At 62.8% G+C, this 21,396-nt stretch carries 16 protein-coding genes and 1 pseudogene; 10 read left to right on the top strand and 7 right to left on the bottom strand.

Translation table 11 applies throughout. The features are described 5' to 3' along the window. Window positions 1-109: 109 nt before the first annotated feature. The 5 genes and pseudogenes from BcFMB_RS04760 to BcFMB_RS04780 all read left to right on the top strand — a co-directional run bounded on the left by BcFMB_RS04760 (window position 110) and on the right by BcFMB_RS04780 (window position 5,687). The gene (locus BcFMB_RS04760) at window positions 110-997 is read left to right on the top strand and encodes a hypothetical protein (protein WP_099721171.1); all 888 of its coding nucleotides are present in this window, start codon (window positions 110-112) and stop codon (window positions 995-997) included. A 155-nt stretch (window positions 998-1,152) separates the two neighbouring features. Next, complete coding sequence (locus BcFMB_RS09530; protein ID WP_157775106.1) at window positions 1,153-2,118, top strand: hypothetical protein; 966 nt, start codon at window positions 1,153-1,155, stop codon at window positions 2,116-2,118. A gap of 193 nt (window positions 2,119-2,311) precedes the next feature. After that, window positions 2,312-3,352: a 1,4-dihydroxy-2-naphthoate octaprenyltransferase gene (menA, locus tag BcFMB_RS04770; RefSeq protein WP_232513745.1), complete on the top strand. Its 1,041-nt coding sequence runs from the start codon at window positions 2,312-2,314 to the stop codon at window positions 3,350-3,352. Between the two features lie 87 nt (window positions 3,353-3,439). Continuing rightward, window positions 3,440-4,180: a phosphoglyceromutase gene (locus BcFMB_RS04775; protein ID WP_099721174.1), complete on the top strand. Its 741-nt coding sequence runs from the start codon at window positions 3,440-3,442 to the stop codon at window positions 4,178-4,180. A 228-nt stretch (window positions 4,181-4,408) separates the two neighbouring features. Further along, window positions 4,409-5,687 (top strand): annotated as a pseudogene (locus tag BcFMB_RS04780) (ISL3 family transposase). A 157-nt stretch (window positions 5,688-5,844) separates the two neighbouring features. Here the strand turns inward: BcFMB_RS04780 and BcFMB_RS04785 are convergent. From BcFMB_RS04785 to BcFMB_RS04800, 4 genes are all read right to left on the bottom strand, one after another. Further along, entirely contained in the window at window positions 5,845-6,954 is a 1,110-nt protein-coding gene (locus BcFMB_RS04785; RefSeq protein WP_099721175.1) for a hypothetical protein, read from the bottom strand. A gap of 195 nt (window positions 6,955-7,149) precedes the next feature. Further along, window positions 7,150-8,853, bottom strand: a complete 1,704-nt coding sequence (locus BcFMB_RS04790; protein WP_099721176.1) for a 5-methylcytosine restriction system specificity protein McrC — start codon at window positions 8,851-8,853, stop codon at window positions 7,150-7,152. Next, entirely contained in the window at window positions 8,850-10,538 is a 1,689-nt protein-coding gene (locus BcFMB_RS04795; protein ID WP_099721177.1) for an McrB family protein, read from the bottom strand. Before BcFMB_RS04795 ends, BcFMB_RS04790 begins: the two co-directional genes overlap by 4 nt. Window positions 10,539-10,705: 167 nt before the next feature. Further along, window positions 10,706-11,347 (bottom strand): hypothetical protein, encoded by a 642-nt coding sequence (locus BcFMB_RS04800; protein ID WP_099721178.1) that lies wholly within the window; start codon window positions 11,345-11,347, stop codon window positions 10,706-10,708. A gap of 650 nt (window positions 11,348-11,997) precedes the next feature. Between BcFMB_RS04800 and BcFMB_RS04805 the strand changes: the two genes are divergently transcribed. Both BcFMB_RS04805 and BcFMB_RS04810 read left to right on the top strand, forming a co-directional pair. Further along, a complete protein-coding gene (locus BcFMB_RS04805; protein WP_099721179.1) occupies window positions 11,998-12,564 on the top strand; it encodes an NADPH-dependent F420 reductase in 567 nt (188 codons plus the stop codon). A 4-nt stretch (window positions 12,565-12,568) separates the two neighbouring features. Beyond that, window positions 12,569-13,036 (top strand): hypothetical protein, encoded by a 468-nt coding sequence (locus tag BcFMB_RS04810; RefSeq protein WP_198405394.1) that lies wholly within the window; start codon window positions 12,569-12,571, stop codon window positions 13,034-13,036. A 215-nt stretch (window positions 13,037-13,251) separates the two neighbouring features. Here the strand turns inward: BcFMB_RS04810 and BcFMB_RS04815 are convergent, their stop codons facing one another. Further along, window positions 13,252-14,607, bottom strand: a complete 1,356-nt coding sequence (locus BcFMB_RS04815; RefSeq protein ID WP_099721181.1) for a 3'-5' exonuclease — start codon at window positions 14,605-14,607, stop codon at window positions 13,252-13,254. A 486-nt stretch (window positions 14,608-15,093) separates the two neighbouring features. On the opposite strand from BcFMB_RS04815, the gene BcFMB_RS04820 reads away from it, so the two are divergent. Beyond that, window positions 15,094-17,223, top strand: coding sequence for an oleate hydratase (locus BcFMB_RS04820; RefSeq protein WP_099721182.1), 2,130 nt, complete (start codon window positions 15,094-15,096; stop codon window positions 17,221-17,223). Between the two features lie 147 nt (window positions 17,224-17,370). On the opposite strand, the gene phoU is transcribed toward BcFMB_RS04820, so the two are convergent. Then, window positions 17,371-18,051, bottom strand: coding sequence for a phosphate signaling complex protein PhoU (gene phoU, locus BcFMB_RS04825; RefSeq protein ID WP_024540915.1), 681 nt, complete (start codon window positions 18,049-18,051; stop codon window positions 17,371-17,373). 162 nt (window positions 18,052-18,213) lie between these two features. On the opposite strand from phoU, the gene BcFMB_RS04830 reads away from it, so the two are divergent. Then, window positions 18,214-19,542, top strand: a complete 1,329-nt coding sequence (locus tag BcFMB_RS04830) for a sensor histidine kinase (RefSeq protein WP_198405395.1) — start codon at window positions 18,214-18,216, stop codon at window positions 19,540-19,542. 33 nt (window positions 19,543-19,575) lie between these two features. Here the strand turns inward: BcFMB_RS04830 and BcFMB_RS04835 are convergent, their stop codons facing one another. Continuing rightward, a complete protein-coding gene (locus tag BcFMB_RS04835; protein ID WP_024540913.1) occupies window positions 19,576-19,836 on the bottom strand; it encodes a hypothetical protein in 261 nt (86 codons plus the stop codon). A 139-nt stretch (window positions 19,837-19,975) separates the two neighbouring features. Here BcFMB_RS04835 and manA point away from each other — a divergent pair, with 139 nt between their 5' ends. After that, the gene (gene manA, locus BcFMB_RS04840; protein ID WP_099721183.1) at window positions 19,976-21,334 is read left to right on the top strand and encodes a mannose-6-phosphate isomerase, class I; all 1,359 of its coding nucleotides are present in this window, start codon (window positions 19,976-19,978) and stop codon (window positions 21,332-21,334) included. Window positions 21,335-21,396: the final 62 nt, after the last annotated feature.

Consider the following 21,396-nt stretch of genomic DNA (forward strand, 5'->3'; position numbering starts at 1 on the left):
TTTGTGCATCGCGCGCGTTTCCTGATACGGTGGTCGGACTTCCGCCCGCGGCGCTCGCCGTTGGCGGGACATGTGTCTTCGACGACAACGAGAGAAGAGAGGAAAGGACATGAGTTTCAACGAACAGCCGCAGGTGCCGCCGATGCCGTCGGCGCCGCAGCCTGCATCCGACCTGCAGCATACGCTGCGTGAATTCACCGACCCGAAGGTCAAGATCGGCAATCTTGGCGTCTCGGTCGCCGCCGTCACGACGGTGGTCGCCGCCGTCATCGCCATCATCGCGACGTTCCTGCCGTACGCGACCGTATCGATCCCCGGTTTCTTCTCGCAGACGGTCAGCCTCATCAAGGGCGACGGCTGGATCGTCATCGTGCTTGCCGTCGCCGTCGCAGTGCTCGCCGTCATCCGTCAGGCGCTTGCGGCGTTCGTCGTGGCCGTCCTGCAGTTCCTGCTGTGGCTGTTCGAGACGATCAACGCCGGCCATGCCGCCGGTGAGGCGGCGTCGTACTCCGGCCTCGTGCAGGTCAAGGTGAGCTATGGCGCGGGATACTGGCTGTGGGCCGTCACCGTGTTCCTCATCCTCATCGCGACGGGCGTCGAGTTCTACAACGTGATGCAGCTCAAGAAGGCGCAGGGCCCGCAGCATCCGAACACCGCCATGGCGTCGCCGTCCGTTCCTCCGATGGCGCCGATGGGTGCGGCGCCGGCCGCCCCGGCGACGCAGCCCGGCGCGCCGATTCCTCCGTATGCGCAGTCGGCTCCGGCGGCCCCTGCGGCATCGGTCCCGCCATCGCCGCAGGCTCCTGCCGCCGCCATGCCGACTCCTCCGGCGCCGTCCGCGCCGTCCCTCACCGAGGTGTCGCAGACCGACGTCTATCAGGTGCCCGATCCCGCGTCGCCGACCGGTGCCGACAACCTCGTCATCGGACAGCAGACGACCTACGGCGACGTGCCGTCCCCGCAGCCGCCGGCCCCGCAGGCGCCGCAGCAGCAGTGACGTCGATGCGACGATGATGTGCAACCGGCCCCTCGGGGCCGGTTTTTCGTCGCCTGCGGCCTGTGGCCACATGATGGTGCGGTCAGCGAAAAATGAGGCAAGGCATGTAGAGTGGGCAACGTAACCGCCGTATCCATCAGAGGAAGAAGAGGAATATGGATCCGAATCAGCAGCAGCCGGGCGCACCGATGCCCCCGCAGGGCGCGCCGATGACGCAGCCCGCGCCGCAGGCCCCCTTCGCCGCACCACAGCCGCAGCAACCGCAGTACGCGCAGCCGCAGGGCGCCGCCCCGTACATGCCGCCGCAGGGCGCGCCGCGTCAGCAGAACGCCAACATCGCCGCCACCTTGTCCACGCGCATCCAGCTCGGCAAGCTGCACATCATCTACGCGGACTTCATCACGTTCTTCGGCGCGCTGCTCGGCGTCATCGCCGTGTTCGTGCCGTTCTTCTCGGTCAAGGGATACTCGAGCTCCTACGACCTCTATGATGGGCTCGCGGTCAATCAGCAAAGCAAGTCGATCGCGCTCATCGCCAAGGATTCGATGGATCTGGTGAACATCGGCTGGATCTTCCTTGTGCTCGCCGTCGCGATCGCCGGCCTGGTGTTCCTCAACAACAAGGCCGTTTCGCTGACGCTCGCCATCGTCTACGCCGTGTACTTCATCGACCAGATCGCATGGGGTGGATTCAACACGCATGGTGCCGCGAACTTCCATGTCGGCTTCTATCTGATGCTCTTCGCCGTCATCTTCATGCTCGCCGGCACGATCATCGCGATGTGGCTCGAGTCCCAGCAGACGAAGCTGCGCAACGGCACCGCGCAGCCGGCCGTGCCGATCCCGACCGCCTATCCGACGCCGTCGAGCGCCTACGTGAACAACGGCTGGCAGTCCGGCGTGCCGCCGACGCAGCCGGTCGGCACGACCGACAACAGCAACTGGCAGTTCGGCGTGCCGAACCAGCCGCAGACGCCGGCTCCTGCCGCGCCGATGGCTCCGGGCGCGCCGACCGGCCAGTTCGCCGCTCCGTCGGCGCCCGCGGCCCCGTCCGCTCCTGCCGCACCGGGTGCGCCGGGCGCTCCGACCGTGCCTCCGACGATGCCGGGCGGACACGCCTGACCGAACGATGACGTGACGGCGGCGCATCGCCGCCACGCCCAGCGAAGACCTCCACCGAATGTGGAGGTCTTCGTGATGTCGACGCGCCGCCGTTCCCGAAACACCGCGGCGCGCGTAGTGTGGAACGCCGACGGCCGCCGTCGAACAACGCGCCGCCCGAACGACAAGACGAATGCGAACAACGGAGGAACCCGTGACCATCGACCAGTACATCAGCGGCATGCGCATGCGCACGCTCGCGCTGAGTGTCGCCCCCGTGTGGATCGGCACGGTCGCCGGCGTCGGCATCGTGCGCGACCGCGCGGCCACGTCGTCGGCGCCGCGCTGCGCGGTCCTCCACGGCGGCACGTCGTGCGTGCCGGACACCGCGCGCACCGTCGCCGTCGCCGTGCTGTGTCTGCTCGTCGCGGTGCTGCTGCAGATCGCTGCGAACTTCGTCAACGACTATGCCGATGGCATCCGCGGCACCGACGCGCACCGCTCCGCCCGCGCGATCGCCGCGATGCTCGACGACGACCTCGACACGCCCGCCGACCGCATGGAGGTGCCGCCGGTGCGCCTCGTCGCCTCCGGCGTGCCGCCGAAGCATGTGCTCGCCGCGGCCATCGCCAACGCGGCGCTCGCCTGCGCGTGCGGCGTCGCCGTCGTCATCATCACCGGATACTGGTGGTTCGTCCTCGTCGGCGCGCTATGCCTCGCTGCCGGCTGGGGATACGTCGGCGGCCGCCACCCGTACGGCTACATCGGACTCGGCGAGGTCGCCGTGTTCGTCTTCTTCGGACTCGTGGCCACGCTCGGCACGACCTACGCGATCGCCGGCGCGCTCGACGCCGCCGCATGGGTCGGCGCGACCGCCATCGGCCTCGTCGCCGTGAGCGTGCTGTGCGTCAACAACCTGCGCGACCTGGAGACGGACCGCGAGGTCGGCAAGCGCACATGGGCCGTGCGCATGGGACGCACCTGGGGCACCGTGTGCACGATCGCGCTCGTCGCGATCGTCATGCTCGGCGCGGCCGCGGCGTGGACGACGACGAGCGTGCTGGGGGAGCGGCTGGCGCATCTGTCCGTGCTGAACGCGTTCCTCGGCATCCTCGGCGCGCTGTGCGCGCTGCTGACCGGATGGTTCGCGTCACTCGACATCGCCAAACGCAAATACATGCGCGCGATGCGCTCGCTTGGACTGCTCGCGCTCGCGACGGCGCTCGCGTTCAACGGATTCGCATTGATGGTCTGACCGTCGACATATGCGTGAAACGTTGTGTGAAACGCAGATGTGCGCGGCGCGCCGATTTTGGCAGCACGCAACGCTAGACTGAAGCGTATGACATACAAACTGGTACTGCTCCGACATGGTCAGAGCGAATGGAACAAGACAAATCAGTTCACCGGCTGGGTTGACGTCCCGCTGACCGAAAAGGGCCGCGAGGAAGCCAAGAACGGCGGCAAGCTCATGAAGGAGAAGGGTGTCCTTCCGGACATCGTCTTCACGTCGCTGCTGCGCCGCGCGATCAACACGGCGAACATCGCGCTCGACGAGGCCGACCGCCTGTGGATCCCGGTCAAGCGTGACTGGCGTCTCAACGAGCGTCACTACGGCGCGCTGCAGGGCAAGAACAAGACCGAGATCCGCGAGGAGTACGGCGACGAGAAGTTCATGCTGTGGCGCCGCTCCTACGGCACCCCGCCGCCCGAGATCGATCCGAACGACAAGTACGCGCAGAACCACGATCCGCGCTACGCGGGAGACCCGGTTCCGGAAGCCGAGTGCCTCGCTGACGTCGTCGCCCGCGTCGAGCCGTACTGGGATGCCGAGATCATCCCGGAGCTCAAGACCGGCAAGACCGTCCTGATCGCCGCCCACGGCAACTCGCTGCGCGCGATCGTCAAGATGCTCGACGGCCTGACCGAAGAGGAGATCGCGAAGGTCAACATCCCGACCGCGATCCCGCTCGTCTATGAGCTCGACGAGAACTTCAAGCCGATCAAGAAGGGTGGCGAGTACCTCGATCCCGAGGCCGCCGCCGCCGGCGCCGCCGCTGTCGCGGCCCAGGGCCAGAAGTGAGTTCCCGCTGATTCTCTGATCAGCTGACTGAGGTGGCCCGGCACGTTGAGTGCCGGGCCACCTTTTGATTTCCGGTGATTCGTTCATACTCTGCGCTCGAGTCGATTTGGTGCGGGAAAGACTTTTATGGCTCTTCCCTTTTTAGTGTGTAAGGGCCGTACTCCATCATTTGTTGTGTGAAAGATAAAAAGAACGGGGCACGGCCTGTCCCTGATTTTAGCGTGTTCGATGGTCAGCGCCTGTTGGGGCTGGATCGGTTGGGTCTTCGTGCCCGGTCCATGCGTTTTCTCGGTCGCGGGGACGGTTCGGGCGTGTGGCAGATCCGATGCGAGACGGGGGACGAATCGGCGCGCGCGTGCGTCTCGTGCGGCTGCATGTGCAGGGTGCGCACCTCGCGTGAACGCACCGTCGTGCACGTGCCACTGGGCTCGGACTGAGGGTGCGGGTGCGCTCCTATGAGTGCGTCGCGTGCGCGCGTATGTGGCACGACGACCTGGGGGCGCTGGCGTCGGGACGCACGCTGCTGTCGCGGGCCGCGGTGGACTGGGCGTTGCGGCGCGTCGCGTTGGAGTCGGCGTCGATATCGGCGTGCGCGCGCACGCTGGGCTGCTCGTGGAACGCGCTGGACCGGGCGGTGCGCGCGGCCGGCATGCGCATCCTGTCCGAATCCGACCCGTACGGGGCGGTGACGCGCATCGGCGTGGACGAGCACGTGTGGCGCCATGGCGCATCCGGCGGCCGGTACGTGACCGTGATCGTCGACCTGACCCCGCGCGCCGACGGGGCGCCGGCCAGACTGCTGGACATGGTGCCGGGCCGTTCCGCCCGGGCGTTCGCGAACTGGCTCGAAGCGCGCGGCGCACGCTTTCGCAGCCAAGTCGAGGTCGTGGCCATGGACGCGTTCTCCGGCTGGAAACAGGCCGCCGCGCGCATGCTGCGCACGGCGGTCGAGGTCATCGACCCGTTCCACGTCGTGCATCTGGCCGCCGTCAGGCTCACCATGGTGTGCTGCCGCCTGCAACGCGAAGCCACCGGAAGACGCGGTGTCAAGGGCGAACGCCTCTACGACTGCCGGCGCGCCCTGCTCAAGACCGCCCCGCTGCGCACGCCACGCCAGAGGGAATGCGTCGATGTACTGCTGTCCGACCCGTCAACGACGCGCTTGAGACTGGCGCACGGCGCCTACCAGCGCATCATCGCCTGCTACCGGCACAAGGACCCACGCCTGGGCCGACGCATGATGGGCGCGCTTATCGACGCGCTGGTCGAGCCGACGGCCACACGCCGCTGCCCCGAACTGCGATCACTGGGACGCACCCTGAAACGACGCTGCGCCGACATCCTGGCCTACTTCACCCACCGACACTCGTCCAACGGACCCACCGAAGCCATCAACGGCCGCCTCGAGACCCTGCGCGGCATCGCCATGGGATTCGACAACTTCGAACACTACCGCCAACGAAGCCTCATCCACTCCGGAAGAATCAAAGACATCCTTACACACTAAAAAGGGAAGAGCCCGTTTTCCCGGATTCGTTCCCAGTCATGCTGCTACTGCTCCCTAGAATCGACGATTTGCATAATATTACAATAATGACCGGGTGATGGTGTGCGAGACACGCGGGCCCGCTTCCGGGAAGGAGGCGGGCCCGCGTGTGGTGGAATCAGTCGGTCATCTGAGGATTCGCACCGGTGTCAATCAGCTGGTGCAGCCAGCGCGAGGAGTCGTCGATCGACTTGAGAATCTCGGCGCTGTTCGGTTCGGTTGCGTCGTAGAGAGCGCCGTCGGCAGTGCGGTCCTCCCGCATGCGTACGCCGGAGCGCACCTCGATGACGTTCTCGCCGTAGTTCGAGAACGTGTTGGACGAGAGGACGGCGTCATCAGTGAACGGGAACACGAGATTGACACGGTCGGTGACGATGCCGTAGATGCCCGGGATGACATCCGGGTCGTCGTCCTCCGCGATCATCTGCGGCGTGGGCGGAATCTGCGCATGCATGACGAAGCGGCCGTAGGTCGCAGATGCGTTGATGGGCGCGTTAGCAGACGCGTCGCTGACGCTCTCGTAGACCATGTGGAGTGAACTGGACATGCTGGTGTTGGCGCCGCGCTCGAAATCACGCGCGACATCCAGGCTCCAGTGCGTCACCGGGGCAAGATGGAGGTCGTCGAACTGGAGCACTTCGGTACTGCGCTCCTTCTGGGGGAGGTCTGCGGGCAGCGGCTTGAACCGCACGACGTGGAGTGGCGTGTGGAAGTAGTCGACCTCCGTGGCCTTCTCGATGGCGGCGCGGATGTCGGCGAGCGACATGTCCGGCGTGATGGTGACCGTGTCGTCGGTCGCCCACAGCGGTTCGTCGTCCGCGGTGGTATCCGCGGAGGCGGAGTCGTCGCGCGGGTTGCGGACATCGATGTCGTCGTCCTCGATCTTGCCGAAGGCGGCGATGTGCGCGAGCGTGACATTGCGGTTCTCATCACACGGTTCGGGATGCTTGTAGCCCGGGCACTCTTTGAGGTGGGCGATGATGCGAGAGAGCATGATCGCATAGTGCTGCGCGCAGTAGTAGGACTGGTGGCTTGCCGTGCAGTCCGGGTCCTGGCAGAACTCGATGATGAAGTGGGTGGCGGCGTTGTCGCAGATACTCTCGTCCCAGCAGCACGAGTGACGGTCGTGGCGGTTGTCCTCGGGCACGTCCGGGAAGCCGGTGTCGGTGTTCGTGTCCGGGATGGTCGTGGTGATGGTTTCGGCGGCGTTGAGTGTGCTGGTCTGCATGATGTTTCCTGCCGTTGATCTGTTGACTCCATTGTCAGTGGTCGCGGAAGGAATTGAAGAATACTGCAAAGGAAAAATGTGCCTGAGATCTGGCCGGTTGCTGAGCTGCGCGATGATGATGGGACAACAGAGAAGGCGCCCGTGGTCGCTGATGATTCAAGATCCACGGACGCCTTCCCTCGGCTGCCGTCGAATCTATCTGCGTGTAGTCTCGTTGCCGGCACTCGAGCCCATAATCCCTGCAATCCGGGTTAGGAACTCGCACTCGCGTTTCTTCATCACCTCACAGTATTCCTCATAGGAGTCGATGCCCACATCGGAGACATTCAGCCGTATCCGAGCTACGTGCTGATTGAGTTTCTGCGGCGTCCGTTCCTTCGGGATGAGGTCGCATCCCCGCGCCACGGCATACTGCTTCAGCTCATATGCCGGAGCATCCGCGTTTTCCCTGCGCTGGGGACTCAGGTCGAGTGCCAGATTCGATTCGAATCTCAGCATGTAGGCGAGCAGCTGGAATCGATCATCGCGACCAATGCCGTCCGCGGGCTTGTACTTGGCATCGGCGACGATGATGTGGTCCTGTTCCTCGTCCTCTGCCATGGTCCGATAGTCGAACAGGAAATCTGGGAAGAGCGTATAGAGGTTCTTCCATTCCTCTTCCTCCTCGTCTTCCTGCACCTCCTTGAATACCGGGTAGGCGTGCTTGCGACCCTTGTTGTCCGGATGCTGCATCGTGATGTTTTCCTGCTGCAACGCGTACTCCTCGAGAATTACGTTGAGATAGGATTCCCACAGCCACGAGCAATCGAACAGCACACCATTCAATTGGTACCTGTCTGTTGCTGCATATTCGACTCCCCGTTCGGCGAGAATATCAAGACATAACCGCTGCAGCTCCCGGTAATCCTGATAGAACGGATGGAGCACCGGACGGCGGATATTAGTCGAGATGACCTTTCTGCGTTCATTCTCCTCATAATGAAGAGTCGCCTGCCGAATCTGTTCTACGCATTTTCTGGTTTGATCATCACGCTGCAAGAGGCTCCGCGCGCGGGCGTCCTGATCATCGAGGAATTCAATGGTATGACGGATGAGCTCAGTTACCGGATTGTCTGCATCGAACTCTCGTGTGCTATACGACACAGACCCCATGAAGGGCGTATTCGTACGGATATGGCGCGCCACATCGATACGGCCACGCGGATGCGGATCGTTGTGGTATCGGCGCACGTATTGGCGATACATACCTTTTTGCACTGCCTTCTGCAGCAACGAGGGGAAGAGCATGCGGATGAGCTGGCTCCAACTTGACTTTGGGTCTGCCGAGAAATCGAGGCTCAACAGATTGAAGTGCATCACGCGCTCCATCATGTAATTGAAGAAGCGGTCCTGTCCAAGATGAACGGGCGAGTCGTCCTTGGAACCGGAGAAACGTGAGGAGATCGACATCTGAAAGCTGCCGTCGTCGTTTCGAATGATTCCTGCGACGTTTTGGGTGCTGAGCACCGGGCCGTCAGCCTGAGGCCACGGCCCGTAGTTAAGTAGAGGTTGCTTGGCGTCGAACTCCTTCTCGTCATCGTTGCCGGATTCGTATCCGAAGTAGAACCAGTTAGGGTGATTCCGCACGACGGTTCCGACGAGCTCCTTCTGGATGAAGCCATGCTGTTCGGAGCTCAGCATCCAAGGTGGCAGGACGGGGCTATCCTCTGTGATTTGCTCTCCGCCGCCTGGGCGGCTTGAGAAATCGGAACTATGATCATATGCCCATTGCAGCGGGACCTGATCATTCGCATCCGGCGCACCCAGTTGGTTGAGTGCACTGTTATCGCGCGCGAGATAGCGAATCTCGCGCGCGTCGGAAATCCACGGCGCCCAAGACTGGGGATCCTGCTCGCTCATGCCGTTGCATTCCCCTCACCATTGTCATTGCTGTCGCTCTGAGGCGCATTGGTGGAGGACGTAGCAGCCCATACTGTCTTGAAGTCTGTCAGTTCCTCGTTGGTGCCACGGAGATATTCGGTGAGCAGCGGCTCGATTCGGTTTTGCCACAGCTCTTCCTTCACGTCTTCGAATTGGTCGGGTTCGGTCTTCGCCAGATCCGCGAAGTAGGAGATTCCGAGAGCATATGATTCGTCGAGTACCTCCTTCTTCTGGTTGCTAATGATGTTGTTGATTGCACGCATCAGATCGATTGCCGGTCCGCAGCTTGGAGCATCCTCGAGGTCGTCGCGCATCTTGATGCTGTCCTCAGCGGTTACCGGCACGAAGTGGAATCGACGGCGCATCGCAAAATCAAACGAATCGACACTGCGATCGATGTCGTTCATTGTGCCGATGATCGTTACGTTTGACGGGATATTGAACTTGCCTTCGTCGAGGTAGCGGGAAGCAAAGGTCATTCCGTCATCTCCAGAGACATCGTGCATGTTCGCGTACTGGGTATCGATGCCGACGTTTCGGTAACCGGAATCGAGCAGGAAGAACAGCTCTCCGAAGATGTTCGAGACATCGCCGCGGTTGATCTCATCGATGATGAAGTAATACTGCGGTGCCTCATCGCCATATTTCTTCTGTGCGGCTCGGGCGTCGGCACAGAACTTCATGAACGTGCCCGCCTGGAGGGAGAAGCCGTCGCCGGTTGGATTCGGGCGCAGTCCTTCCACGAAGTCGGTGTAGTCATAGCTCGGGTGGAACTGCACGAAGCGGAAACGCGGGGAGTCTTTCCGCTGTTCTTCCTTGAGACGCTCGCTCAATTCCTGTGCGGAGTTCACGGTCTCCTCATCGTCGCTGACGAGCTTAATCACTGCTTTGAGTACGCCGAAGGTCTTACCGGTGCCGGGAGCGCCATGGAAGATGAGGTTTTGGGGATGGTCACGATTCGCAGCAGTCTCGATGCGTTCGCGGATTGGGATGAAACGATTGTCTTCCATGTTCTTACTTTCCTGTGCTTCATACTTTTCGCATGTCTTAGTTACTGACAGAGCCTCCATGAAATCGTCGTAAAATTTCCGGAGTTCTGGTGTGGTGTCAGGGCTTGTGGAGTCGAGATCTAGCTGCTTGATTGGGTAGAAATACTTGTCCATAAGGGCTTTGTCATTGTTTGTTTTTGGCTTATATAGGTACTTATGTTCGGTTAATATATCGTTGTATGAAGGATCATTCGGATCTGACGGGATAGCAGGAAGATATTTTTGTCTTATTCCGAGACGAAATCCGAGTAATTCATTTCCCATGAATTTTGTGGAATCAAATTTGTCTCGTCCTGTTTCAAAAATAGGTGCAATGTTCAATATTCCTACATTGAGAAAACATGTGACGGCATTGTTGTAACCTTTGTTGTCTTTCTGTGGCTGACCATGCAGCTGAATGTTAAATATGCATTTAAGTGTTAACTCATTCCATCCATCCACAAGTCCGAGCGTTTTTTCGAAACGTTCGCGTTCATCGCGAAGAGGATTTTTCTTGAAACGAAGCACGCTTTCGTGCTCTGAGTTGTAACGGCACGCATCGCGAAACGCCCGTAAGATATTGCGAAATTTCAGGTAACTGATATCGGTGTTATTTGCTTTTAAGTTATCTACCATGTTGTATTCCTTTGTGCTAATTATTATGGGAGTTCTATCTGTTCTACTCAATTCTCGAGCGGTTGATGTGCATAGTCGTCTTATCTACAGCGTGTTGACATCACACACTCATGTCCGCGTAGTGCGGAGTCTCCGGGTGAGTTTGTGAGCTAATGCCGTGTAGATTGTCAGTGCTGCCCCTCGAGAACATCGAGAACTTCGCGGTTCGCTGTATAGAGACTCAGGAACCAGTTGAGTAGTTCCTTGAGCTGCGGCGTCGTTTCCGGTCCGTCTGAATTGAGGCCGAGTTTCTCCACGGTGAAGAAGTCAGCCGGGTTCAGGCCCACCGGATTGTACTGGGCTGCTTCCAGGTGCTGCATGTCCTGCTCGAGTTTCCCTCTATCGTTGCCCTCATAGTGCTCGAGCGCGCCATTACGCTGATACAGCCAATGACCGTGTTTGTTGATGCCCACACGGAAGCCGAGCGCGGCGCTCCCCATGCCATTTCCGCGGCCGTCCCCTCTCTCGAACAGCGCGCAGATATTGACGATGTCGATGTTGAGATATGTGGAACCGGGCGTATTGAAACGGCCGGAGCTGAACAATGAGATATTGAAGAGTGGCGGATCAGGCATGTCCGGCAGCTTATTCCAGCCATCCTCTACGCCGAACTGCGCATTGAATTCAGTGTTTTTCTCGGGATTGGCGGAATGAATGGTCGTGAAACGCGTTTCCCGCTCGTCGGCTTGCGCATAGTTGTACGCCACGATATCGCAGAATATATGCAGAATTCTGCGGAATCCGCGATAGGTGTCCTCAGTTGGCGTCATGATGTCTCCTCCTTCAGTTGAGACGGCTGACACATGTGTCATTGCCTTTGCAATATATAAAACAGGGACATGTATGGTCTAATCAGCAAGCTCGTGGGGCTCGTGATCAGATTTGCTCAGCACCTCTTGGATTCCTCCCTGCTTCCTTCGTTTGTAGTTTATGCATGTCGTCATCTGGGTTGCAGAATATTGCATACTAAGCCAAGTATTGCGGTCCAGAATCGCTTTCCCTGCTTATTCGAACGTCGATTCGGCAACATGCACATGCGGATCGTCGTACACAGCGGAACAGTTCGGATGAAAAACGCCGTTGTGCGCGCGGGCACTCGAAGGCCGCTGCGAATACCTAACAAATGCGAACATATCAATCAAAATATGAATAAAAATCACACAGTATAAATCAGAACAGAACAAAAAATAGCGTCCATTGACTCTGATTTGGAGACTGCCGAAATCACAACGGAAGAAATCGATTGAAATATGCTGTTGTGCACGACGTCCGGCACTCAATCAGCCGCCAACACCTGCCAGACCACGATTCCAACCGTGCAGCCTACAGAGCATTCGGCCTCCCATTCCCGCGCACACGGCTTATATTGTGCCTCAGCCAGACAGAACATCAGCGCGCAGCGCACCACAAGGAGGCACCCATGAACATCACGATCTTCGGACACGGCAATCTCGCGACGGCCGTCGGCAAGAACTTCGAGCTCGCCGGCAACACGGTGCAGTACATCACCCATGAGAATGGCGTCACGCTCGGCGACATCGTCGTGCTCGGCGTGCCGTACCAGGCGTTCGACGACGTCACCGACCGCTACCGCGACCAGCTCCAGGAGCGCGTCGTCGTGGACGCGACCAACCCGATCGACTTCAAGACGTTCAAGATGCTCGTGCCCGCGGACATGTCCGCCGCACTGCAGCTCAAGATGAGGATTCCGGACGCGGACATCATCAAGGCGTTCAACACGACCACCGCGGTCAACCTGAGCGCGGGCACGATGGCGGACGGGAGCCGCGCGCAGGTGCTCATGGCGTCCGACAGCGACGCCGCCAAGAAGGCGCTCGCGAAGGCGCTCGACGGCAGCCCGCTCGAGGTCATCGACGCCGGCGACCTCGCCGAGGCACGCGACATGGAGGCGTTCGGCCGCCTGCAGCTGCGCATGATGTTCGCCAAGCAGGTCGGCTTCGACGGCGGCTTCCGCATGGTCAAGTGAGCCGGTGACCGGTATGACCAAGCTGCCGCCGATCGAGAAGATCCCGGAGGTGTGGACCGCCATCGCGGATGGCCACGTCCTGCTCGATCCGGCCGAGGGACGCGCGCTCGTCACCTCGTCCGACTCCGCGAAGACGTACACCGTCACGTTCGATGACGACACCTACACGTCCAACGACAACGCGACCTACTGGCAGGGCTACGCCGGTTATCCGATCATCGCCGTGCTCATGCTGCAGGGTCGGCTTCCGCTGGACGGCTCGCTTTCCGAACAGTTCAAGGACGTCGACTGGAAGTTGATCAACGACCGATTCAAGCGGAACTATGCCGGCGCGCTCGACGAGGTCATCAGCGAACGCGGGCTCGACAAGGAGCGCGTCACCGCGGCGATGGAGCTCGCGTACGACGACCTCAAGGAACTGCCGCTCACGATCAGGCGCGGCTCGGTGAAGCCGCCGAAGTCCGCCCGCTGATTTCCGCGCGCGGCCGAAGCAACCGCTCAGCGGAACACAATGGTCATGGTGAAGACGGCGGATGGTTCCACATCGTTGGGAATCAGCGGTTTTTCGCGCGCGGCCGAAGCAACCGCTCAGCGTGCATATGATCACCGACCATATGCACGCTGAGCGGTTGCTTTGCTCGTGTTGAGCGGTTGCTTTCGCGGGCGCGGAGCCGGCGAGCCTGTCGCTCACTCCTCGCTCAGGTCGTCCCTCATGACCGGCTCGCCGGCGAGGTACCGGCGGTGGAGAGCGGCCTGCTGGTTGAACATCGCGCGCATCATGATGTGCGCGTCCTCCAGTCCGAGGTGCCGCTCGCTCTCGCCCTGGTCGAGCGTGAGCGGCTCTCCGTCCGCGCCGGCCACCGCGCGCTCGCGGTCGTCACCCAGCGCGCCGTATCTGCGCGCGTAGTCGTCGAGCCGGAATCCGCGGAACCGGTAGTCGTCGCTGTGCACGCCCACCTTGCGCGAGTCGAGAATCCGGATGTCTCCCGCGCGCACTGCCTCCGCGAACCCCGCGCAGTTGCCGGTGAGGAACTTCTTCTCGAAATTCGCGCTGTGCGCCACCATGACGGAGCCGTCGAGCGCCTCCATGATCCCGCGTTGCGCACCCGCATCCTCTTGGAACGGCACGAGTCCGGCGAGCGACTCCGCGGTGATGCCGTTGAGCTGCACGGTCGCCTCACGCAGTCCGAGAGCCGCGCGCTCTATACTCACGCCGTACTGCTCGCGGTGCGCGTCGAATCCGCGGCCGCCGGTCATGTCGAACTGCTCCCAGCCGGCGTCCACGATGTAGTCGGACGCCGGCGAGAGTCCCGTCGTCTCCAGATCGATTCCGACGAGCACGCCGGCGGTCGGGTGGGCGCCGTACTCGGTGACGAGCGACTCCTCGAGCGTCATGCCGTCGCTCACGCGGTGTTCGACGGCGGTGCGCACATCCTGCACGTCGCGGTTCTGCAGTTCGACGATCTCCTCGTAGATCAGCCATGGCTTGCGCATCTCCCACGGCTTGAACCGTGGCATCGGCTGCTTCGTGTACGGCGTGCGCGGCGGCTGCGGTCCGGTGACCGACTCGCGGATGCGCGCGGCGGTCTCCTCGCCGACTTCGCGCGCGAGCCAGTCGAGCTCGTCGTGCGCGTCGCGCAGCTGCCAAGTGAGCAGACGGAGCGCATCAGCGCTCGGCAATGCATCCATGTCCGCCGGCGTGCGTGCAGCGTACCACACGCGCTCCATCGTGTGCGCGAGTGAGGCGCCCTGATGCCAACGTCGGAACGTCTGCGCATACAGCTGTTCCGCGTCGGCGTGGAGCGGGTCGGCGGCGTTCTGCATCGGCTGGCCTTCGATTGAGATGCGCAGTGGTTCGTTGGACACGACCGTGAGCACATCGCGCACGTCCACACCGAGGTTGAGCAGATCGTCGGTGAGGAACACCGACGCGCCGCCGACTGCGCGCGCCCACACGTCCGCATCCGCCTGCGTGGCGCTCGCGAGTCGCTCGAAGTATGCGAATCCCGCATCCGTGCGCGCGATGATGTTCCTAAATTCCATTGCTGACTCCTCGACCGGTTGATTGACTGTATCCAGCCTACCCGCAGCCTCCCGTGCGCGGGTGTGCGCGGGTGTGTGGTCGTGCACAACTCGATATTTCGACCGTATTCTCGAGTTGTGCGTGCTTGTTGATTGAGCATCCGCTGGTTTTGTTCGCACAACTCGAGGAATCTGCATGTTCTCTTGAGTTGTGCGTGAATCGAAAAAGCACAACTCAAGAATACGGACGAAATACCGAGTTGTGCGAAGATGGGCAGGAGGGAAGGGAGGTGAAGAGAGGAGGAAGAAGAGGGGTGAAGGATGAGGGGAGCGGCGCGCGAGTGCGGTCGTGCATGCTGCACTTTGGCGAGAAAAGGCCGGCAACCTTGCTAACAGCATAGATTCCACACGGCGAGAGGGAATAGACGGACAATAGGAGACGGAGCGTCGGCAAGATGACGCGTGAATCAGCAACCGTCGTGGAACGAACCGCGCGAAGGAGGAACCATGTACTATTCGGCAGGCAATTTCGAGGCGTTCGCCCATCCAAGGAAGCCCGAGGGCATCGAGCAGAAGAGCGCCTACATCATCGGCACCGGTCTGGCGGCGCTGACGGCGGCGTTCTACCTTGTGCGCGATGCGCAGATGCCCGGTAGGAACATCCACGTCTTCGAGAAGGACGCGGTTCCCGGCGGCGCGCTCGACGGCGCCTTCATCAAGGGCGAGGGCTACGTCATGCGCGGCGGCCGTGAGATGGACAACCATTTCGAGGTCATGTGGGACGTCTACCGCGACGTGCCAAGCATCGAGGACGAGGACGTCTCGATGCTCGACTACTACTACTGGCTCAACAAGGAGGATCCGAACTTCTCGAAGTGCCGCGCGACGAAGGGGCGCGGTCAGGACGCGCACACCGACCGCAAGTTCGGCCTGTCCGACAAGGCCGTCATGGAGATCCTCAAGCTGTATCTGGCCACCGAGGACGAGCTCGCGAACAAGAAGATCACCGACTATTTCGATGACGAGGTGCTCAATTCGAACTTCTGGCTGTACTGGCGCACGATGTTCGCGTTCGAGAACTGGCAGTCGGCGCTCGAGATGCGCCGCTACATCCACCGTTTCATCCACCACATCGGCGGCCTGCCGGACTTCTCGGCGCTGCGTTTCACCCGCTACAACCAGTACGAGTCGATGGTGCTGCCGTTGATGAACTACCTGAAGGCGCATGATGTGCAGTTCCACATGCAGACGTCGGTCGACGACGTGACCTTCGAGGTCAGCGAGACCGAGATGGGGCCGAAGCGTGAGTTCACGAACGTCGCGATGGACGAGATCGCCCGCGCGCAGGCCGAGAACGGCGCCTTTCCGCGTAACCCGTATTCGACGCCGAACAAGAAGGTCGCGAAGACGCTCGTCATCACCGACCTGAAGAACGACGAGCACAAGACGATCGAGCTGACCGAGAACGACCTCGTCTTCATCACGAACGGCGGCCTCGTCGAATCGACGACGATCGGCAACCAGAACACGCCGGCCGGCTTCGACCCGGCGCTCAAGCCGGGCAACGGCTGGGACACGTGGAACCGCATCGCCGCCGTCGACCCGAGCTTCGGCCATCCGGAGAAGTTCATCTACGACCCGAACCTGACGAAGTGGATGAGCGCGACCGCGACGACGCTCGACGACGAGATCATCCCGTACATCGAGAAGATCACCGGCCGTTCGCCCTTCGGCGGCCACACGGTGACCGGCGGCATCGTCAGCGTCGAGGATTCGAACTGGCTGATGAGCTGGACGATCAACCGTCAGCAGCAGTTCCGCGACCAGCCGGCCGACCAGATCAGCGTCTGGATCGACGCGCTGCTGCCGGACAACCCAGGCAACTACATCCGCAAGAAGATGCAGGACTGCACCGGCGAGGAGATCTGCGAGGAATGGCTCTACCATCTGGGCGTGCCGACCGACCGCATCCACGAGCTCGCCTCGAAGCACTGCAACACGGTCCCGGTCATGATGCCGTACGTCGACGCGTTCTTCATGCCGCGCGAGCTCGGCGACCGCCCGGACGTCGTGCCCGACGGCGCCGTCAACTTCGCGTTCATCGGCCAGTTCGCCGAGGAGCCGCGCGACACGATCTTCACGACCGAGTATTCGATGCGCACCGGCATGGAGTCCGTCTACACGCTGTGCGACGTCGACCGTGGCGTGCCGGAGGTGTGGAACAGCGAATACGACGTGCGCGACATGCTCAACGCGGCCGTCAAGCTGCGCGACGGCGAGCCGCTGACGACCTTCGGCCGCAACGGCATCGAGCGCAAGGCGATCGAGGTCGCGCTCAACCGCACGAAGGGTACCTACATCTACGAGATGCTCAAGACCTTCGGCGCGATTGCTGACCCGCAGCATCCGGTCGACATGAAGCCGGGCATGCGCTTCGACGCCTCGTTCAGCGAGGCCGACGAGGAGCGCCTGATGAAGCATGCGAAGGAGGCCGAAGCGGCCGCGTTCCCGGACAAGGCGGCAGTGGAGGCTACGGCCGCGATCACGCCGGCGCAGGAAAGCGCCGACCCGCAGCCGTCCGGCTCCGACAAGCCCGAGGCGGAGGAACGGTTCACGGCTTCGGAATCCGATAAGTGAGGCAAGTGAGCGCGCCGCTGAACGCCGTCCGCGTTGACGGCTGAGCGGGACGCCATCCACAGATTATCCCCAGCATCCACATGGATGCTGGGGATAATCTGTGCCGTCCGCCCACAACGGGCGGAAGGCAAGCACGTGACCGCGCGGTCAGTCGATATCGGTGCCTTCGTCGCGCGCCGGCTCCTTCGACGGATCGAAGCCGGAGACGATGAACACGACGCGGCGCGCCGCCGAGACCGAATGGTCGCCGAGGCGCTCCATGAAGCGTCCGATGAGCACGACGTTGATGAGCTGCTGGTTCGTGCCCGGGAAATCGTCCGACTGCGCGAGCTGCAGCGTCCTGCGGTGCAGGTCGTCGAGCCGGTCGTCGTCGCGGATGATCTCGTCGGCCGTGTGCGTGTCGCGGTCGGCGAGCATCGTCACGAGACGGTCGGCGGTCACGTCGAGGAAGTCCTGCATCTGCCGGAACAGGTCGACGGCGTTCGCCGGCAGCGGCGAATCCGGATAGGTGCGGCGCGCGGCCTCGGCGATGTGCCGGGCCAGGTCGCCCATGCGTTCGAAGGTGATCGCCAGGCGCATCGTCGAGACGACGACGCGCAGATCGGTGGCGACAGGGTTCTGCCGGGCGAGCAGCTCGACGCACTGGTCGACGATCGACGTGGACAGCGCGTCGGTCTCGGCGTCGTCGTCGATGACCTTCTGCGCGGCGTCGAGATCCTGGCTGAGCAGCGCCGCCCCGGCGCCGTGGATCGCGTCGCGCACGTTGCGCACCATATGATCGAGGTCGTCCGCGACGGCCTTGAGCCCCTCGTTGAAGATAACGCGCATCTTCCCGCCTTTCGTTCATTGGCCGCCCTTGCTGCGGCGGCCCGCCGTTCACCAGTGTAGAGGACACGCCCGGAGAAACCAACCATATGCCCGCGTCGGCGAACGGCGCCGTCTTCGGCGGCGGACGCCGAAGACGGCGCGGCGATGTGCCACAATGGCGGTATGCATATCGAAACGTCCGCCATCATCGCCGCGACCTTCGCGCTGTTCGCGGTCGGCGCGCTCATCGGACTGGTGATCCTGCTCGTCGACCTGCTCACGCCGCTGTTCACACGTGCGAGCGACGGCGTGCCGCTGTCGGAGCGCGTCGACGACCTGCTGTCCCGCCTGCGCTGCAGGCACAGGAAGAACAGGGACGACGACGATGACGACGACGATGACGACGACCTGCAGGATTCGACGGCCGCGCTGCTGACGATGATCCCGGCCGCGGCCGTCGTCGTCGACGAGACGGACGAGGTCGTGCGCGCGAACCCGGACGCCTACCGTCTCGGCGTCGTCGACGACGATGCGATCGTGTCGGTGCCGATCGCCGAGGCGGTCCGCGACGTGCGCGAACACGGCGGCCGCCGCACGCTCGAACTGATGACGCGCACGCCGCGCCGCTTCGCCGACGTCGGCGACGACGGCCACGGCGACGATGGCGACGACGCGGGCACCGCCGCCGAACGTCCGCATATCAGGACGGTGAGCAGACCGAACTGGCTCAACGTCACCGTCGGCAGGATCTCGGAGGGACTCGTCGTCGTGCTGCTCGACGACGTCAGCGAATCGGTGCGCTTCGCGCAGGTGCGCGACGACTTCATCACGAACGTCTCGGAACGCCTCGTGCAGCCGAGCGACGAACTCAAGCATCTGGCGGCGACGCTCGAGCGAGGAGGGCTCGACGAACGGCAGATCGCGCGCGACGCGCGCAACGTGCGCCGCACGATCGGCTACATCGACCATATGATCGGCGACCTGATGCTGCTCATCAAGGCGCAGGAGCAGATCGAGCCGACCGCCGACAACACGCTGCATGTGCTCGCCGAAGTGCAGGCGGCCGTCGACGTCGCGCGTCCGCTCGCCGCCGAACATGGGCAGCGTATCGCCGTGCGCGGCGACGACACGCTCGTCGTGCACGGCGAAAGCGCGCAGATCCGCGCCGCGATCGGCAAACTGCTCGACAATGCGCTGCGATACTCGCCCGGTGGGGCGACCGTCAGCGTCGACGTGCGCGCGAGCCGCGACGGACGCGACGTCGTCATCCGCGTCATCGACAGGGGATACGGCATCGCCGAGGACGAACAGCAGCGGATCTTCGAACGCTTCTACCGCGGGCACAACCAGAACGGGCGCACCGGCGACGGCGCGGGCCTCGGATTGGCGATCGTCAAGCACGTCGCGCTCACGCACCACGGCAGCGTGCAGGTGTGGAGCCGCCCGGGGCAGGGCAGCACGTTCAGCCTCGTGCTGCCGATGGCGAAACAGGAACGGACGGAACGCGAGTAGGCGAAACGGGAACGGGACGCGGCTCTCGGCGCGTCACTGGCCGAGACGGCGGTAGTCGGAACGGTCGAAGTGCTCCCAGATGAGCAGCGCGAAGCCGATGAGCATGCCGAACGCGCAGATGAACGTGGCCATCTGGAACCAGCGGATATGGCCGAAATACCAGCAGCAGCCGCATACGACGAGTGCGACCGTCCACAGGATGGTGCCGAAGATGAATGCCTTGCGAAGGTCCACCTGCACCGGTTTCGGCATAGGACGCCGGGCGTGCGGATCGATGATCGGGGCAAACTTCATAACCCTCAACCTTAATACAGGTGGGGACACGACGCCGTCATCCTCTGGGCTGATTCGGCCGGGACGGCTGGCACGGCTGCTCCGTGGCGCATCGCGTACAATGGGGGCGTTCGGACAGACGGCAGAAAGGAACGCGCGCGTGTACACGATCCATCCGGTGCCCAAGTGCTACGCGTGGGGGTCGCGCGGCAGCCTGCAGCGGATGTTCCATCTGGACGGCGCCGACGCGCAGGGACCGCTCGCCGAGATGTGGTTCAGCGGACATGCGCAGTCGCCGTCGATGCTCGACGTGCCGGACGCCGACGGCACGACGCGGCAGGTCGCGCTCACCGAGATGATCGCCCGCGATCCGGACGCGATGGTGGGCGCGCGCGGCGTCAGCGAATTCGGCCCCGAGCTGCCGTTCCTGTTCAAGACGATCGCCGCCGACGAACCGCTGTCGCTGCAGGTGCATCCGGTCGACTTCCAGGCGCGCGCGGGCTTCAACATGGAGAACCGGCAGGGCATCGCGCTCGACGCGCCCGAACGTTCGTTCAAGGACATGAACGCGAAAAGCGAGATGGTCGTCGCGCTCGAGCCGTTCCTCGCGTCGGTCGGCTTCGCGCCGCACGCGTTCGCGCTGCGCAATCTGCAGCTGCTGCGCTCGCCGGTCGCGCGGCGGATGGTGCAGGCCTTCGCATCCGGCGGGCGTCGCGGCGACGACTCCTTCGCGCAGGCCGACATGATGATGCCGGTCGCCGCGACGGTCTGGCCGGAATCGCGCAAACGCGTCTTCCGCGCGTTCCATACGGCGGTCACGGCCGCCGCGAGCGACCCGCAGGAGCTGCTCGACGACCTGCGTCAGGCAGCCGCGCAGGCGACGCATGCGCGCAACGTGATGGCCTTCGACTTCGCGACGCGCGCCGCCCGCGCGTTCCCCGGCGACACGAGCGTGCTCGCGCTGCTGATGATGAACCCGGTGCGGCTCGAGGAGGGCGAGTCGGTGTTCCTGCCGACCGGCGTGCCGCACGCCTATATATATGGTACCGGCGCCGAGATTATGACGAATTCGGACAACGTGCTGCGCGCCGGCATGACGGTCAAGCACAAGGACATCGCCAACCTGCTGCAATGCGTCGACTGCAGGCCGTCGAGCCCCGTCAACCCCTCCGATTCCCGGCTCGGCACACTGCTCATGCGCGACGTCGTCTTCTACAAGCCCGGCGTCAGCGAATACGTGCTCGCCTACGGGCATGTCGACGCCGCCGAACCGTGGCCGATCGTCGACCGTCTCGCCGTGCGCTACGACGCGCTCGTGCAGCAGATGCGCGGTCGCGGCGTCGTGCCGCACTCCGGCCCGCGCGTGCTGCTGTGCACGCAGGGCGAGATCGTCTGCACGACCGAAACCGGTTCGCGCACGCTGCGGCAGGGGGAGGCCGTGTTCATCCCGGCCTCCGACGGCTGGGCACGCGTCGGCGGCGAATCGGGGTCGTATCTGATGGCGTCGACGCCGTTCTGAGGCACCCCACAATCGCAGATGCCCCGCGAAACATCGGCGTTTCGCGGGGCATCTGCGATTGT

It is taken from the genome of Bifidobacterium choerinum, assembly GCF_002761235.1.
In the GTDB taxonomy this organism is placed as follows: domain Bacteria; phylum Actinomycetota; class Actinomycetes; order Actinomycetales; family Bifidobacteriaceae; genus Bifidobacterium; species Bifidobacterium choerinum.

What these genes read in the sequence shown, in the direction of transcription:
- BcFMB_RS04760 (WP_099721171.1), top strand. Translation starts at nt 110, where the DNA reads ATGAGTTTCAACGAACAGCCGCAGGTGCCGCCGATGCCGTCGGCGCCG.
- BcFMB_RS09530 (WP_157775106.1), top strand. Translation starts at nt 1,153, where the DNA reads ATGGATCCGAATCAGCAGCAGCCGGGCGCACCGATGCCCCCGCAGGGC.
- BcFMB_RS04775 (WP_099721174.1), top strand. Translation starts at nt 3,440, where the DNA reads ATGACATACAAACTGGTACTGCTCCGACATGGTCAGAGCGAATGGAAC.
- BcFMB_RS04785 (WP_099721175.1), bottom strand. Translation starts at nt 6,954, where the DNA reads ATGCAGACCAGCACACTCAACGCCGCCGAAACCATCACCACGACCATC.
- BcFMB_RS04790 (WP_099721176.1), bottom strand. Translation starts at nt 8,853, where the DNA reads ATGAGCGAGCAGGATCCCCAGTCTTGGGCGCCGTGGATTTCCGACGCG.
- BcFMB_RS04795 (WP_099721177.1), bottom strand. Translation starts at nt 10,538, where the DNA reads ATGGTAGATAACTTAAAAGCAAATAACACCGATATCAGTTACCTGAAA.
- BcFMB_RS04800 (WP_099721178.1), bottom strand. Translation starts at nt 11,347, where the DNA reads ATGACGCCAACTGAGGACACCTATCGCGGATTCCGCAGAATTCTGCAT.
- BcFMB_RS04805 (WP_099721179.1), top strand. Translation starts at nt 11,998, where the DNA reads ATGAACATCACGATCTTCGGACACGGCAATCTCGCGACGGCCGTCGGC.
- BcFMB_RS04815 (WP_099721181.1), bottom strand. Translation starts at nt 14,607, where the DNA reads ATGGAATTTAGGAACATCATCGCGCGCACGGATGCGGGATTCGCATAC.
- BcFMB_RS04820 (WP_099721182.1), top strand. Translation starts at nt 15,094, where the DNA reads ATGTACTATTCGGCAGGCAATTTCGAGGCGTTCGCCCATCCAAGGAAG.
- phoU (WP_024540915.1), bottom strand. Translation starts at nt 18,051, where the DNA reads ATGCGCGTTATCTTCAACGAGGGGCTCAAGGCCGTCGCGGACGACCTC.
- BcFMB_RS04830 (WP_198405395.1), top strand. Translation starts at nt 18,214, where the DNA reads ATGCATATCGAAACGTCCGCCATCATCGCCGCGACCTTCGCGCTGTTC.
- BcFMB_RS04835 (WP_024540913.1), bottom strand. Translation starts at nt 19,836, where the DNA reads ATGAAGTTTGCCCCGATCATCGATCCGCACGCCCGGCGTCCTATGCCG.